The organism is Bacillus sp. SRL543 (assembly GCF_984799205.1).
This window is the reverse complement of the sequence record NZ_OZ481794.1, coordinates 506,673-519,791: the sequence shown is the minus strand read 5'-3', so window position 1 is coordinate 519,791 and position 13,119 is coordinate 506,673. Positions and strand designations below refer to the sequence as shown.

Genomic DNA, 13,119 nt, shown 5'->3' with positions numbered 1-13,119 from the left:
ATTCCAAAATTTGAGAAAGCAAGGAACCGGAGTCCCTTGCTGTTATTCCTTTGTTTTCAGTTTCTCCAATTCAAGCTCCACTTCATCTGCCAAATGCGGGCTGACAGCCGGTTTATAGGCATTTGCAGAGAGCAGCTTCCCTGCCTTTATATAAGATTCCTGTTCAAGTACCTTTTCTTCCATTCTGGCAAACCCGCTGAGCGCCTGGTCCGCTTTAAAGGAAACCGTGCTTTCCTGGATGTTCTTGATGGCCGCTGCTGCCTGATAGCGGGCTGCCAGCTCATTTTTCTTCAGCTTGAGCTCTTCATATTGCCTGTGGAGCGCTTCAAGCTGCCCTGCCAGTTCATTGGTTTTTTCCTGGATCATTTCATATTGCTGGATGTAGACCGAGAGCTTCCGTTCGCTGACGATCTTCTCCTGAAGGGCGAGCCTTGCGATATCTTCCTCACCCTTGGATACAGCCAGATCCGCCTGTCTTTTGCGCTTCTCTGCCGTTTCCTGCTCTGATGCAATCAGCAATGAATATTTCTGTTCAACAGCATACTGCTGGGCCAGTGCCTGCTTTCCTTTTTCCAGCTGTTCCTCCACTTCCCTTATATACTGCTTCAAAAGACTTATTGGGTTCTCCATTTTATCAACTGCATCATGCAAGTCAGCAGTGACGATGCGTTTCATTCTTTTTAATACGCCCATTTTTCCTATTCCTCCATTTTTGTTTTCTTTTCCCACTCATCCAGGAAGTCTCTGTTTCCCTGAAAGCCGGGGCTTGTCCAATCATATGAAAAGGCGGCCGGCTCCTCATTGCTGCGGATTTTATAGATCGTGTACAGTCCGATGAGCGCCATTGGAATAAAAACAATCTTAGGAAGGAGCAGGAACAATCCCAGACCGGCGAGAAATATGCCCGCCCATTTCTTCAGCCCCCCATTTTGAGCCGTTTTCCATAAAAGGAAGCCTGCTGCAATCAAAAGCAGCTGCAGGATAACCGCCATAAAACTGCCTGCCTGCATCCAGGAATGAGGGTGCACGGCTGGTGTAAACTCGATCACATTCTGGTGGAATCCTCTGCCCCGGTGATGGGGAGCAAAGTGGATCTGCCCCTCTGCTGCCATCGGCCTTGAAGCTTGTCCATAGAACCCTTCTGCTGCTTTATAATTGGCATATACCGCGGCAGCGCCGATAGCGCCTCCGATAAGCATCTTCATTTTCACTTTCTTCACCTCCCTGTTAGTTGATGGCTGCAAAGAGAATATTATAGTGCTAAGGAGAAAATCTGGTGAAAAAACAGGTTTTTTCAGGTGATATAAAAAAAGACCACTCTGGTCCTTTTTCTGCCGCAAAAGTGATTTGCCTTTATTATCCTTGCGAACGCCTAAATACAAGATATATTTTCCTAGAGCAATAGTCTTATTTGTTAGTCTCAGGAATATCTTTTTCCCAAAAGGAAGAGAAGGAGGCACAAAAATGAAAGCCATCATATGTGAAAAATATGGCTCGCCCGAAGTACTTAAATTAGCAGAGATTGATAAGCCTGTTCCTGGAGATGATCAGGTCCTGGTTAAGATACACGCTGCTTCCATCAACTTTGGCAATTTGGTTTTATTGAAAGGGGATCCGTTTCTTGCGCGTTTTGCCTTTGGGCTTTTCAAGCCGAATTATCCCATACCAGGCGGGGATGTGGCCGGGGTGATAGAAGCAGCCGGCAAAAATATTAAAAAGTTCAAGCCAGGCGATAAAGTGTTCGGCGACCTTTCCGGGAGCGGCTGGGGCAGCTTTGCTGAATATGCTGCTGTTCCGGAAAGTTCATTAGCCTCGATGCCTGCAGGACTATCCTTCACAGAAGCAGCCGCTGTGCCAATGGCAGCTGCCACTGCCCTGCAAAGCCTGCGTGATAAAGGAAAAATAAAAAAGGGGAATAAAGTGCTGATATACGGAGCATCCGGGGGTGTCGGAACTTTTGCCGTACAGATTGCCAAGTCCTTCGGAGCTGAGGTGACCGGAGTATGCAGTACAGGGAATATAGACATTATACAGTCGCTCGGCGCTGACCAATGCATCGATTATAAGAAGACGGACTTTACTGTACTCAATAATCAGTACGACTTGATTCTTGGCGTTAACGGATCTAATTCAATAAGAACGTACAGGCGTGCATTGAAGCCAGAAGGGCAGTTTGTCCATGTCGGCGGATCTGGCAAGCAGATGTTTCAGGCTCTGATGATGGGACCATGGGTTTCCTTAACAGGGAAACAAAAAGTGGGCAGTTTTCTTCAAAGGCACAATCAAAAGGACCTGATATCTTTGGCCAAACTTATTGAAGAAGGCAAGGTGCAGCCAACCATTGACCGCACCTACAGTCTTGAAGACGTTCCGGAGGCATTCCGGTATTTTGCTGAAGGGCATGCCCGGGGAAAGGTTGTCATATCTATTTCCCAGTCCCCCAGTGCATGATTTCTTTCAAAAAGTGCAGGGCTTTCCATCTACTGAATGGAAGCCGATATTTCTTTCATTTTCCTCTCTACCAGCGGGTAAAAGCTTTTCTTGGCATCCTCAGTGGAATTCCCGCCGAAGAATTCTGTCCCGGGACAAGTCTTGACTGCATGTCCGCTGCTTTTATCCAGCACTTTCTCACCGGTGTTGATGTCCCACCAATGATGATAAGTAATGGTGTTCACTGATGGAGAGAGGCCGTATTTCAGCATAAGGAGGGCAGTGACTGCTGTGATGGTCTCCTTTTGCTCTTTTGTCATTTTGTTTTTGTCAAAATTGCCGACATTTTCGATTGCTATGCTATCTGCCTCAATCCGGTGCATGGCGGCTTCATTCTGCAGTCCGAATGACCCTTCAGGTGCAGTGTTGAATGAGCGTCCGACAGCTACCTTTCCATCCGGGAAGGTGGTCAGGTGCTGGCTGATATCACTCCAGCCCATCCCTGTCACATGGTACTCCTTCATGCCTTTCAGCATGGAAAAATGATTACTGCCGTTGAATTGCTCGTAGGAAGGCTGAAATGTGTGATGCTGCTGGACCTTGCCGACCTTCCTTGTGAATTTCTGATTGAAAATCCAATCCTGGAATTCTTCTCTTGTCATGAGGACAAACTGGCCATTCATCGTAAGGTTTTTCGGCGGTATCCTTAATTTCTGCCCCACAGTAATGTGGTCGCCTGATAGCCGATTCGCTTTTTTCATGCCCATGACAGTGGAGCTGAAGCTCTGGGAAAGCTTCCATAATGTGTCTCCTGATTTCACTTCATACATAATGGGCACCCGCAGTTTTTGGCCCGGCAAGATCAGAGCGGTCTGCAGCCCATTGATTTTTTTCAATTCTTCCGGTGTCGTCTTATAGGTGCCGGCGATTTTCCACAAGGTATCTCCCCGCTTTACATCGTACATGTTTCGGGGATTATTCGCTGCACTGGCCGGGACAGCCAATGCCGCTGCCAATAGGAGGCAGCTGATTAAAACAGCTAGTTGTTTTTTCATCTGTGATGTCCTTTCATTGTGATTCCATCCTTTCATTAGTTTGGTTGTCAGCAATGAAATTATTCCCCAGCCTGTGACGCTGCTTTATACACAAATAAACCCCCGCCGCAGGCGGCGAGGGTTTTATTCTCTATTGTCCAATTTTGACAATCGGCTTGATCGCAAGGCCTTTTTTAGAATCTTCAAAGGCCTGGTTGATGTCGCTGAAGTCATAAAATTCCACTAGTTTATCAAATGGGAACATGCCGTTTTTATAATAATCGACCAATTGAGGGATGAATAATTGAGGCACAGCATCTCCTTCGATGACGCCGACCATTGTTTTGCCTTCTGCCATGATTTCTTCATGAACATTGATTTCCATTTCCGGTGTCACACCGACAATTGCCAGCGTGCCAAGCGGACGGAGAGCCCTAAGCCCCTGGCGCACCACAATCGGAACCCCGGTGGTTTCAAGTCCGTAATGCACTCCGCCCTTTGTAATTTCTTTAATGCGTTCAACAACATCTTCATTTTTGCTGTTGATGACGTGTGTAGCACCAAGCTCTTTTGCTTTTTCCAGGCGGCTGTCATGGATATCAATGGCGATGATATGCCTGCATCCTGTAATCTTAGCTGCCATAACGCCGCTCAAGCCTACTGCTCCTGTTCCGTAAACGGCGATGGATGTTCCAAATTCCGGCTTCAGCCGGTTCAATACCGTTCCGCTTCCGGTTTGGATGCCGCAACCTAGAGGCCCCAGCAAGGCTAGATCCACATCTTTGTCTACCTTTACCACATTTCGCTCATTGGCAACTGCATATGTACCAAAAGAAGATTGCCCAAAGAACGTGGAAAGATCGTGATCATGCTGGTGCAGCCGGTGGGTTTCATCTTCCATTTTTCCGCCGAAGTTAAGATCATTGAATTCGGTGCAGACCGTTGGGTGGCCTGTCAGGCAATTTTCGCAATGTCCGCAGGATGCAAAAGACAGTACAACATGGTCTCCCGGCACGATTGTTTTTACGCCGGCGCCTACTTTTTCAACAACTCCGGAGCCTTCATGCCCCAGTACAACCGGATAAGGTGTCAGGCCCAGATCACGCGCCACTGCATCTGTATGGCAGACGCCGGAAGCAACGATTTTAATCAGGACTTCATTTGCCTTCGGTTCAGCCAGTTCTACTTCTTCAATCTTGAAGTCTTCTCCCTGGCCATGGGTGACAGCTGCTTTGATCTTCATAAGATGTTCATCTCCTAAATAAATGGTATATTATTTTAATATCTCCACTTCAAAGTATCCAGCTCAGACTATTTACTTTTGTCACGTCTGTATTTTAAAGTACCCAACACCCAACCATAGTTATATCGAAATACTAAAAAAGCAGGTACTCATGTACCCGCTTTTTAGTATGGCAGTTAAAGAACCATTTCAATCATTACTTAATTGTTTTATTCGCACGGTATTTCGACCCGGAATTCGGTTCCTTTCCCAGGTTCACTTTCCACAGTGATCCGCCCTTTATGAACATCTGCAATCCACTTGGCGATTGAAAGTCCGAGCCCATGTCCGCCTTCCTTGCGGCTCCTTGCTTTATCAGCCCGGAAGAAGCGGTCAAATACCTGGTCCTGCTCCTCCCTGCTCATTCCGATCCCAGTATCTTTCACTGAGAGAACAAAAATGCCGGACTGCCTATCCATCTTCACACCGAGATTCACGCTGACTTCTCCTCCAGAGGGGCTGTACTTAATCGCGTTATCCACCAGTATATATAAAAGCTGGACAATCATCCCGCTGTCGGCATGGGCCATCACCTGTTCAGGAGCGTGGAGTGAGAGCCTGATCTGTTTTTCAGCCGCAAAGCTTTCAAAAGAATCAAGGACTTGTGCGCTCAATGGACGCATGTCCTCCCATTTCCGATCCAGCACCGCAGCTTCAGCAGAATCTGAACGGGCCAATGTCAGGAGGTCATTGATCAGCTTTGTCATCCTTTTTACTTCATGCTTCAGTCCATTCATCATTTTCCTTGTAAAAGGATCAGGATCCTCAAGCTCCATTTCAATCGCTTCAACCGAAGAAAAGATAACACTCAGCGGGGTCCGGAGTTCATGGGAGGCATTCGCCACAAATTCACGCTGCTGATTATAAGACTTCTCAATCGGGATGAGCGCCCTCCTCGACATCATCCGGCTCAGCCAGATTCCAATGCCGATAAAAACGGCGGCCAGGCTGCTTAAAACGATGACCACCCATTTAAAAATGGTATTTAAATTAGATATATCCAATCCGATATACATCATCCCGGCTGTCTGTCCATTTATAATGACCGGCCTGGCAAGCATAAGGACCCTGATGTCAAAGTCCCTGAACTGGCTGTAGCCGGCATCATCCCCGGGAATCTGGAGCGTCTTCTGCCTGATTTCACTCTGGCCGGGTGTCCAGTTTTTTACAAGGTCCAGAAACAATGGCCGCAGCGGGCCAAAGCTTTCACTGGCACTGACCAGGCTGCCATCCCCGGCAGCAACATAATAGAACAGCTGATTCTCGCTGAGAAACACCTGCTTGTCTCCTTCTCTTAGCTGAGGCCTGTGCCGGCGGAAGCCCTCTTCCTGAAACTCATTTGTTTCCCGGTTAGCCAGCTCCGTAATTTTCCGTTCCTGGTCGGCATAGATGACACCGTATAAAATAAAGAGGACAATGATCACAAATATAATCAGAAAAAGAGTGATGATGCCGCTGTAGAACAGTGTCAGGCGAAGGCTTGTCTGGCCAAACACCTCCTGAGGCAGCTTCTTTTTCCATCTATCCAGGAAACGTCTAGGCTTCAATTTTATACCCCGCTCCGCGAATGGTTTCAATCATGCTATCTGTGCTGTGCTTATCAATCTTCTTTCGCAGCAGCTTGACGGTCGCATCGATCGTTTTCATTGAAACATCTGATTCAATGCCCCATATCCGGTCTAAAATCATCTCTCTTGTCAGGACCTGCCCTTTATTGCGCAGGAGCATTTCAAGAAGCTGATACTCCCTCGGGGTCAGGAAGATTTCTTCTCCGTTCAGAAATAGCGTATGACTCGTCCGGTTCAGCTCAAGACTTTTCCATCGGATGATATCCTCCTGAAGCGGAGCAAGCATCCTCCGTGATAAAGCTTTCAGCCTGGCTGCCAGCTCATCAATTTCAAACGGCTTGATCAAATAGTCGTCAGCACCGGCTTCGAGCCCTTCGACCCTGTCAGATACGGCATCCCTCGCAGTCAGCATCAGGATGGCCCCGCTGTATCCTTCCCGGCGCAGCCGGCGGCAGACGGAAATGCCATCACCGTTCGGCATCATCCAATCCAGGATAAGCACATCATAATAGGAAGCCTTTGCATATTCATAAGCATCCTCGCCTTCCATCACCCAATCTGCTTTCCCAAACCCTTTCTTCTTCAGCAAGTGGACGATCAATTCACCCAGATATTCATCATCTTCTGCAAGCAGTATTTTCAATATATCCACCTTCCCGCATTTCGTTATGATTAAGATACCATACGCTGGTGAAAATCGAGTGAAAAAACCAGCCTCCTTCTGCCTTAATGTCCAAAAGAAAAAAGACTCTGCTGTGTTTGAGCCTTTTCTGCTTTCAACCATTATTATTTGCCCTAGCTTAACAGCTTTCCGATAAAAATGATATAAGCTAAGACACCGGAAAGTCCCACTGTTATTACAAGCGAAGCAATACTCCTCGCCAGGCCCTTCCAGTTCTGGATGCCGCCAAAGCCCAGTACAGCAAAAACAAAGGCCGACAGGGCCAGGTATAACAAAAATCTGAACGGGTCAAGGCCGATGATAGAATAATCAATCGATCCTGAAAAAGCAGCCTCCGTAAACAACAGGATACAAATGATAGAGAAAATGAAGGACCAGACATTTACTTTTTGCATAGAAACCTCCCAATTAAGAAAAGTGCAAGCTTGCAAGCTATGAATTAGTACGGAGTAACACATATCCTTATATTACCAAAATTCAAGAAGCAATAAATCCTCTAATATTTTATTCTTTTTTATTTTCACCTGTTTTTCACCAAAGCCCCCTATAGTGAAGCATGTACACAGCTTGACGATCAAAAATTTTAATAAAAACGGAGGTATTTATTGATGAAGAAAAAATGGGCTGGATATGCACTTACAGGAGCATTGTCGCTAAGCATCATTGGCGGCACGGCATTCAAGGCAATGGCCGCAGAGGAGAGCGGGACAGGAACTGCACCTGCTTCTCTTTTAGAAAAGGCCGGACAAGTATTGGATGACAGCACCAGGGCTAAGGTTCAGGATATCATGGACAATATGAAAGAAGAACTGGCTGCGATCGGTGTTGAGCTTCCTGCAAAAAGGGAAAAAGAGGAACTTTTTGCTAACCTTGATGAAAAGGCAAAAGCAAAAGCTCAGGCCATTCAGGATCAGGTCAAGGATGGCTCCCTTACCCGCGAAGAAGCTGATGAGCAGTTAAAGGCTCTCGGCATCACTCTTCCTGAGAGGCATGGCAAAGGAGATCCGTTCGCTGACCTCGATGAAGAAACGAAAGCTAAAGTGCAGGCCATTCAAGATCAGGTCAAAGATGGCTCCCTCTCTCGTGACGAAGCTGATGAGCAATTAAAGGCTCTCGGTATCACTCTTCCAGAGCGCCATGGCAAAGGAGATCCTTTCGCGGATCTGGATGAAGAAACGAAAGCTAAAGCCGACAGCATTATGGACTCTGCCAAAGAAGAATTGGAAGAGCTTGGTGTAGACAAGCCCCTGATGGGCGGACACAAATTTTAATAGTACAGGGACCTTCATGCGGAGGTCCCTCTTCTTTTTAAAAGCAGGAATTTACTCTGGTCAGAAAGAAGAGAGAGGGTGATAGCTAATTAAGGGGGCAGCTTATGAGAAAAGAAGAGATTATTGAAGAAAAATCGGCATTCATTGACTGGGTGCAATCGCTGGCACAAATGGAGGATGAACTATGGTTCCTCCCTTTCCGTGAAGGCTCCTGGGGAACAGCTGATGTGGTTTCCCACTTTATCACCTGGGATCGATTTGTCATCAGCCGGCGCATGCCTGCCCTGCTGAGCAAAGGAGAAATTCCCTCCGAAAATATTGATGCAGATGCAATGAATATGGAAGCGAGACACTACGCGAGGTCAGGAATCAGCAGGCAAATGCTGATCAGTGAGTTTGCTGAGGCAAGAAGAGAGCTTCTCTCACTATTGGAAAAACTGGAGCCGGAAAGATTTCAGGAGCTGTACCCCGGGAGAGACATGACAATCGGCCAATACTTTGCCGGGCTGATTGAGCATGACCACAAGCATAAAAAGGAAATTGAGGATCATTGGGACCGTTATGTGAAGCAGACCAGCCGGCAATAGGCCAGTCTGCTTTTTTATAATCCATTTTAATTTCATTAAATCTGTTGCTGGAATTTTAGATGTCTATAAACTTAATCACTCTCGCCGGGTTACCGCCGACTACCGCATTGTCAGGCACATCCTTTGTTACAACTGCACCTGATGCGATGACGGCATTATTCCCGATTTTAACACCCGGATTAATGACGGCCCTGCCGCCGATCCAGACACTGTTCCCGATGGTGACAGGCTTCCCGAACTCAGGGCCGGCATTCCGCTCATCCGGATTCAAGGGATGTCCTGCCGTATAAATATGGACGCCCGGGGCCATAAAGCAGTTATCGCCGATTTTCACTTCACAAACGTCCAGGATGACACAGTCAAAATTGGCATAAAAATTCTCGCCAACCTTGATGTTATAGCCATAGTCACAGCGGAAGCTTGGTTCAATATAAAACTTCTTTCCAGTCGATCCCAACAGCTCCTTTAATAGCTCTGTCCGTTTCTCATCTTCTGTTTCTTCTGTCAGATTGAACAGCCGGGTCAGTCTGCGTGCATTCGTCCTTTCTTTTATAAGGATTGGATCTGCCGCATCATATAGCTCACCTGCAAGCATCTTTTCTTTTTCAGTCAGCATTTTGGTTATACCCCTTTCAGATTAAGAGCTTACCCTTATTCTACCTGCCTTTGGGGCAAGGTGCCAGATGCATCCTGTTGCGGAATAGCCAATTTTCCCAGTGTATGCTACCATTTATCCAACAAACTGATAGTGTGGTGATGCAGGATGGACAATGGGCAGCCTACAAAGGATTCTAAATATATCCAGCAGCATTTGGCCAATGAGCGGACCTATCTGGCCTGGGTCAGGACAAGCATCACAATCATAGGAGTCGGCTTCCTTATCACAAACCTTCACTTTTCCACCCTGCCTGCTGCTTCGATGATAGGAGACGCCCTGCGCAGATCATCGGACTTGCTTCCATTATTGTGGGTATATTGACGATCATCATGACCACAATCGGGTATTTCAGAAAAGGGCATGAAATCAACAGCCAATCATTCATGTTTTCTAAAAAGATGATAATTCTCCTCTCAGCTCTTTTGCTGCTCATCTTCGCCGTGTTCGGGTTTTATTATATGTTCGTTTGGGGAATCCTTTGATGCGAACTTGGTTTGAGTTGCCAACAAGAAATTAATAAGCGGAGTTTTTCCGGTTAGATTGATAACTTGCCTCGAATGGGTTCAAATAAGCGGAGTTTTTCCGGTTCAGCGAAGCAAAATGGTCCATTTTGCTTTTTTTCGGGTTGATAACCGGAATTTCTCCGTCTATTTAAGCTGTTTTTAGAGATTTTTTAAAATTAGCCGGAATTTTTCCGCTTATTGGTTAACCCGAACAGAACCCCATCCTGTCCTTGGAAGCTCGGCTCTTTTAGGCCAGGGTGGACAGGGGAAAAATTGCTCTTTTAGCAGGCAGTCTTGACTCACAGCCAACACACTGGTGCTTATCTTCAACAACCTGCTATCTCTATAAAAAGCTCAGAGCATAATGGCCCTGAGCTTTTTTGTGTGCTAATTTCATGCTAAGAGTCTGCGAAAAGCACTGCCAATCCGCACTTGGTATCTTAAAACCGAACCCGTTAATCACCTTGTGCCTGGCTTTTTGTTTATTTTACCCATTTTTCAAGCAGAGGGCCTGTATCGCCATAAACCGGATCAGTGGCAGGCACCGGTACACTGCGGATTTCTGAGAGAGATTGTGCACGCCCTCCCGGATCCTTCTTTTTCAAATCATGGCTCATTCCGTCCGGGTAGGCTCCTACAACCTCAAAGTCTTCTGAGCTGTCAACATTCTTATGGCCTGTCCCTGCTGGCAGGACAATGACATCCCCTGCTTTCACTTCAACTCTTTCTCCGCCGTCCCCGCCCAGCAGAATCGTAGCGCGGCCCGATCGGACTCCAAGGACTTCATGAGAGTTGCTGTGATAGTGATGGTAGTCGAACACCCCGCCCGTCCATGTGCCGAGCCAGTTGTGGCGGGTGAATGTCCCTTCTATTGTATTGGCATTGTCACTGAATATTCCTTCATAAATGATGACAGGCAGTTCTTGATTGTTCGGGATATCACCATTGTCCTGCAGGAAAAAAGATCTCACTTGCGTACTCATGTGCATCCACTCCTTCTTAAGTTAAAGATTGCGGGCGCTGAACGTATCGCCGCCCTCTATCGTTCCATTCTGGAAGCCCCTATTGAACCAACGCTTCCTCTGTTCAGAGGTGCCGTGGGTGAAGCTTTCCGGCACTGCATAGCCCTGCGCCCTTTTCTGGATCGTATCATCGCCGACTGCATGGGCAGCCTGGATCGCTTCCTCCAGATCACCTTGCTCTAGATAACCCATTCCCTGTGCATGATGTGCCCAAACGCCGGCATAATAATCAGCCTGAAGCTCAAAGCGGACCTGATATTTATTGAATTCCTCCTGGCTGAGCTTTTGGCGGAGAGGCATGACCTCATCCGTAGTGCCCAGGAGCGTCTGGACATGATGGCCGACTTCATGGGCAACCACATAGGCCATGGCAAAATCGCCAGGCGCCTGGAATTTCTCCCGCAGCTCCCTATAGAAGCTTAAATCAATATAAAGCTTCTGGTCTCCCGGGCAATAGAATGGCCCGACCGATGCTCCTGCTGCACCGCAGGCAGACTGGACGCTGCCAGTATACAAAACAAGGGTCGGCTCCCTGTACTCCATCCCCCGCTCCTGGAAGATCTCACTCCAGACTTCCTCCGTATCTGCCAGCACCACTGACACAAAATCCGCCAGCTCCCTTTCCTCGGCAGTTTCTTCATAAGGTGCAGGCGACTGCTCCTCCCCGGTCATGCCCAGGCCTCCGAGGAGCTCGCCGGGATTGCCTCCCAATAATGTGATAATGAGGACAATGACTATTCCTCCGAGGCCTCCCCCGACGAGCGTTTTGCCGCCCATTCCCCTTCTATCCTCAACATTGGAGCTCGCTCTTCTTCCCTTCCATTTCATGGTTTATCCTCCCTGCTGCCATTTTCTTACGTTGAAATCATATCTTTTAGTCATATACCCGCACAGGACAGGAATTATCTTTAATTAGAGCCGGAATTTTTTACATATAGGAAAGGCATGATCTTCCTGTTTCTTACATAAGAATGGATATTTACCGATTCAGGAGGCCCTTTTATGCAAAAACCTTTCGTAAGGCCCTATTTGACCACCCATAGCCTGCAGCCAGAGAATCAGGAATCACCCATTGCGTTCATTTCAGGCAGAATGGTGGGAAATTCCCTGTTTTACCGGCGGAATCATTTTACTTATCCTTCGCTTTCAGCTTCTGCCTTTTGGCTTCCTGTCAAAGGCAAAGTTTCTTCACCCCTGCTTTATTCCCTGACCGATATAATGAATCTCCCATCAAGGACCGTGACCGCCGTTTTGGAATGCGCCGGTAACAAGAGGAGTTTTTTTGAACCCCTAACGTTCGGTGAGCAATGGGAAAAAGGTGCGGTCAGCCAGGGAAGCTGGAAGGGTGTTCCGCTTGCCTCCCTCCTCGAGGGTGCGGGCATTCAGAACGGAGCGGCGGAAATCGTTTTTGAGGGATATGATTTTGGAGAAAGTACCGATCTTGATGGAGTTTATTCTTTTACAAGAAGCCTTCCCCTGGAAAAAGCCCTGCACCCGGATACACTGGTTGCCTACGAATACAACGGAAAGCCGATTCCCTTCAAGCACGGCTTTCCATTAAGGCTTATCGTTCCCCAGTGGTACGCGATGGCTTCCGTTAAATGGCTCAAGAGTATCACCGTTGCAGATGCTCCGTTTACAGGGCCTTTCCAGACAATTGATTATGTCTATTTTCCTTATAAAGAATCCGATGAAGAAGCAGTGCCAGTAACCAGGATCCATGTCAACAGTTCCATCCGACACCCATTGGACGGCCAGCTCCTTCAGGCCGGCAGCCATCCTGTCAAAGGCATCGCCTGGACAGGTAAAGGGGGAATTGAAAAAGTGGAGGTAAGCATTGATGGGGGTGAAAACTGGAAGGAAGCACGGCTTGAGGATCCGGGTGCTGGCTTTTATGAGTGGCAGCCATGGACGTACGATTGGGATGCAAGCGAAGGAGAATACATCCTGATGTCCAGAGCATATGATACACACGGACGCACACAGCCCGCTTCCCCAAATTGGAACAGGAAGGGATATGGGTATAATGCGATTGACCGGGTTAGTGTTAAGGTAGAATGAATCATAGCCAGGCACCTTGGA

The 13,119-nt window shown here is 47.5% G+C and carries 17 protein-coding genes; 7 read left to right on the top strand and 10 right to left on the bottom strand.

The features are described 5' to 3' along the window. Nucleotides 1-42: 42 nt before the first annotated feature. Nucleotides 43-693 (bottom strand): PspA/IM30 family protein, encoded by a 651-nt coding sequence (locus tag AC4E8B_RS02750; protein WP_490216862.1) that lies wholly within the window; start codon nucleotides 691-693, stop codon nucleotides 43-45. Nucleotides 694-698: 5 nt separating this feature from the next. Continuing rightward, entirely contained in the window at nucleotides 699-1,211 is a 513-nt protein-coding gene (locus AC4E8B_RS02745; protein WP_490216861.1) for a hypothetical protein, read from the bottom strand. A gap of 65 nt (nucleotides 1,212-1,276) precedes the next feature. Between AC4E8B_RS02745 and AC4E8B_RS02740 the strand changes: the two genes are divergently transcribed. Next, a complete protein-coding gene (locus tag AC4E8B_RS02740) occupies nucleotides 1,277-1,405 on the top strand; it encodes a hypothetical protein (protein ID WP_490216860.1) in 129 nt (42 codons plus the stop codon). Nucleotides 1,406-1,464: 59 nt separating this feature from the next. Then, nucleotides 1,465-2,451: an NAD(P)-dependent alcohol dehydrogenase gene (locus tag AC4E8B_RS02735; RefSeq protein WP_490216859.1), complete on the top strand. Its 987-nt coding sequence runs from the start codon at nucleotides 1,465-1,467 to the stop codon at nucleotides 2,449-2,451. 29 nt (nucleotides 2,452-2,480) lie between these two features. On the opposite strand, the gene AC4E8B_RS02730 is transcribed toward AC4E8B_RS02735, so the two are convergent. The 5 genes from AC4E8B_RS02730 to AC4E8B_RS02710 all read right to left on the bottom strand — a co-directional run bounded on the left by AC4E8B_RS02730 (nucleotide 2,481) and on the right by AC4E8B_RS02710 (nucleotide 7,391). Further along, nucleotides 2,481-3,395, bottom strand: a complete 915-nt coding sequence (locus AC4E8B_RS02730; RefSeq protein WP_490219468.1) for a peptidoglycan recognition protein family protein — start codon at nucleotides 3,393-3,395, stop codon at nucleotides 2,481-2,483. Between the two features lie 220 nt (nucleotides 3,396-3,615). Continuing rightward, on the bottom strand, nucleotides 3,616-4,707 hold the full coding sequence (locus AC4E8B_RS02725) for an NAD(P)-dependent alcohol dehydrogenase (RefSeq protein ID WP_490216858.1): 1,092 nt from the start codon (nucleotides 4,705-4,707) through the stop codon (nucleotides 3,616-3,618). 209 nt (nucleotides 4,708-4,916) lie between these two features. Beyond that, nucleotides 4,917-6,293, bottom strand: a complete 1,377-nt coding sequence (locus AC4E8B_RS02720) for a sensor histidine kinase (protein WP_490216857.1) — start codon at nucleotides 6,291-6,293, stop codon at nucleotides 4,917-4,919. Next, on the bottom strand, nucleotides 6,283-6,957 hold the full coding sequence (locus tag AC4E8B_RS02715; RefSeq protein WP_490216856.1) for a response regulator transcription factor: 675 nt from the start codon (nucleotides 6,955-6,957) through the stop codon (nucleotides 6,283-6,285). Before AC4E8B_RS02715 ends, AC4E8B_RS02720 begins: the two co-directional genes overlap by 11 nt. A 152-nt stretch (nucleotides 6,958-7,109) precedes the next feature. Beyond that, nucleotides 7,110-7,391 (bottom strand): hypothetical protein, encoded by a 282-nt coding sequence (locus AC4E8B_RS02710; RefSeq protein ID WP_490216855.1) that lies wholly within the window; start codon nucleotides 7,389-7,391, stop codon nucleotides 7,110-7,112. A gap of 213 nt (nucleotides 7,392-7,604) precedes the next feature. On the opposite strand from AC4E8B_RS02710, the gene AC4E8B_RS02705 reads away from it, so the two are divergent. Both AC4E8B_RS02705 and AC4E8B_RS02700 read left to right on the top strand, forming a co-directional pair. Beyond that, nucleotides 7,605-8,267 (top strand): hypothetical protein, encoded by a 663-nt coding sequence (locus AC4E8B_RS02705; protein WP_490216854.1) that lies wholly within the window; start codon nucleotides 7,605-7,607, stop codon nucleotides 8,265-8,267. Between the two features lie 104 nt (nucleotides 8,268-8,371). Further along, a complete protein-coding gene (locus tag AC4E8B_RS02700; protein ID WP_490216853.1) occupies nucleotides 8,372-8,854 on the top strand; it encodes a DinB family protein in 483 nt (160 codons plus the stop codon). A gap of 55 nt (nucleotides 8,855-8,909) precedes the next feature. On the opposite strand, the gene AC4E8B_RS02695 is transcribed toward AC4E8B_RS02700, so the two are convergent. Further along, on the bottom strand, nucleotides 8,910-9,470 hold the full coding sequence (locus AC4E8B_RS02695) for a sugar O-acetyltransferase (RefSeq protein WP_490216852.1): 561 nt from the start codon (nucleotides 9,468-9,470) through the stop codon (nucleotides 8,910-8,912). 147 nt (nucleotides 9,471-9,617) lie between these two features. On the opposite strand from AC4E8B_RS02695, the gene AC4E8B_RS02690 reads away from it, so the two are divergent. Together AC4E8B_RS02690 and AC4E8B_RS02685 are read left to right on the top strand one after the other, a co-directional pair. Next, nucleotides 9,618-9,833 carry a YidH family protein gene (locus AC4E8B_RS02690; RefSeq protein ID WP_490216850.1) on the top strand — a complete coding sequence of 72 codons (216 nt, stop codon included), beginning with the start codon at nucleotides 9,618-9,620 and terminating at the stop codon, nucleotides 9,831-9,833. Continuing rightward, nucleotides 9,821-9,994: a hypothetical protein gene (locus tag AC4E8B_RS02685; RefSeq protein WP_490219892.1), complete on the top strand. Its 174-nt coding sequence runs from the start codon at nucleotides 9,821-9,823 to the stop codon at nucleotides 9,992-9,994. Before AC4E8B_RS02690 ends, AC4E8B_RS02685 begins: the two co-directional genes overlap by 13 nt. Nucleotides 9,995-10,497: 503 nt before the next feature. On the opposite strand, the gene AC4E8B_RS02680 is transcribed toward AC4E8B_RS02685, so the two are convergent. Together AC4E8B_RS02680 and ypfJ are read right to left on the bottom strand one after the other, a co-directional pair. Continuing rightward, a complete protein-coding gene (locus AC4E8B_RS02680) occupies nucleotides 10,498-10,998 on the bottom strand; it encodes a cupin domain-containing protein (protein WP_490216849.1) in 501 nt (166 codons plus the stop codon). Between the two features lie 21 nt (nucleotides 10,999-11,019). Continuing rightward, nucleotides 11,020-11,865, bottom strand: a complete 846-nt coding sequence (ypfJ, locus tag AC4E8B_RS02675; RefSeq protein ID WP_490216848.1) for a KPN_02809 family neutral zinc metallopeptidase — start codon at nucleotides 11,863-11,865, stop codon at nucleotides 11,020-11,022. 174 nt (nucleotides 11,866-12,039) lie between these two features. Here ypfJ and AC4E8B_RS02670 point away from each other — a divergent pair, with 174 nt between their 5' ends. Then, nucleotides 12,040-13,098, top strand: coding sequence for a sulfite oxidase (locus AC4E8B_RS02670; RefSeq protein ID WP_490216847.1), 1,059 nt, complete (start codon nucleotides 12,040-12,042; stop codon nucleotides 13,096-13,098). Nucleotides 13,099-13,119: the final 21 nt, after the last annotated feature.

Bases quoted from the DNA above. Each gene is read 5' to 3' on its own strand.
- AC4E8B_RS02750 (WP_490216862.1), bottom strand. From the start codon at position 693: ATGGGCGTATTAAAAAGAATGAAACGCATCGTCACTGCTGACTTGCAT.
- AC4E8B_RS02735 (WP_490216859.1), top strand. From the start codon at position 1,465: ATGAAAGCCATCATATGTGAAAAATATGGCTCGCCCGAAGTACTTAAA.
- AC4E8B_RS02730 (WP_490219468.1), bottom strand. From the start codon at position 3,395: ATGTACGATGTAAAGCGGGGAGATACCTTGTGGAAAATCGCCGGCACC.
- AC4E8B_RS02725 (WP_490216858.1), bottom strand. From the start codon at position 4,707: ATGAAGATCAAAGCAGCTGTCACCCATGGCCAGGGAGAAGACTTCAAG.
- AC4E8B_RS02710 (WP_490216855.1), bottom strand. From the start codon at position 7,391: ATGCAAAAAGTAAATGTCTGGTCCTTCATTTTCTCTATCATTTGTATC.
- AC4E8B_RS02705 (WP_490216854.1), top strand. From the start codon at position 7,605: ATGAAGAAAAAATGGGCTGGATATGCACTTACAGGAGCATTGTCGCTA.
- AC4E8B_RS02700 (WP_490216853.1), top strand. From the start codon at position 8,372: ATGAGAAAAGAAGAGATTATTGAAGAAAAATCGGCATTCATTGACTGG.
- AC4E8B_RS02695 (WP_490216852.1), bottom strand. From the start codon at position 9,470: ATGCTGACTGAAAAAGAAAAGATGCTTGCAGGTGAGCTATATGATGCG.
- AC4E8B_RS02690 (WP_490216850.1), top strand. From the start codon at position 9,618: ATGGACAATGGGCAGCCTACAAAGGATTCTAAATATATCCAGCAGCAT.
- AC4E8B_RS02680 (WP_490216849.1), bottom strand. From the start codon at position 10,998: ATGAGTACGCAAGTGAGATCTTTTTTCCTGCAGGACAATGGTGATATC.
- ypfJ (WP_490216848.1), bottom strand. From the start codon at position 11,865: ATGAAATGGAAGGGAAGAAGAGCGAGCTCCAATGTTGAGGATAGAAGG.
- AC4E8B_RS02670 (WP_490216847.1), top strand. From the start codon at position 12,040: ATGCAAAAACCTTTCGTAAGGCCCTATTTGACCACCCATAGCCTGCAG.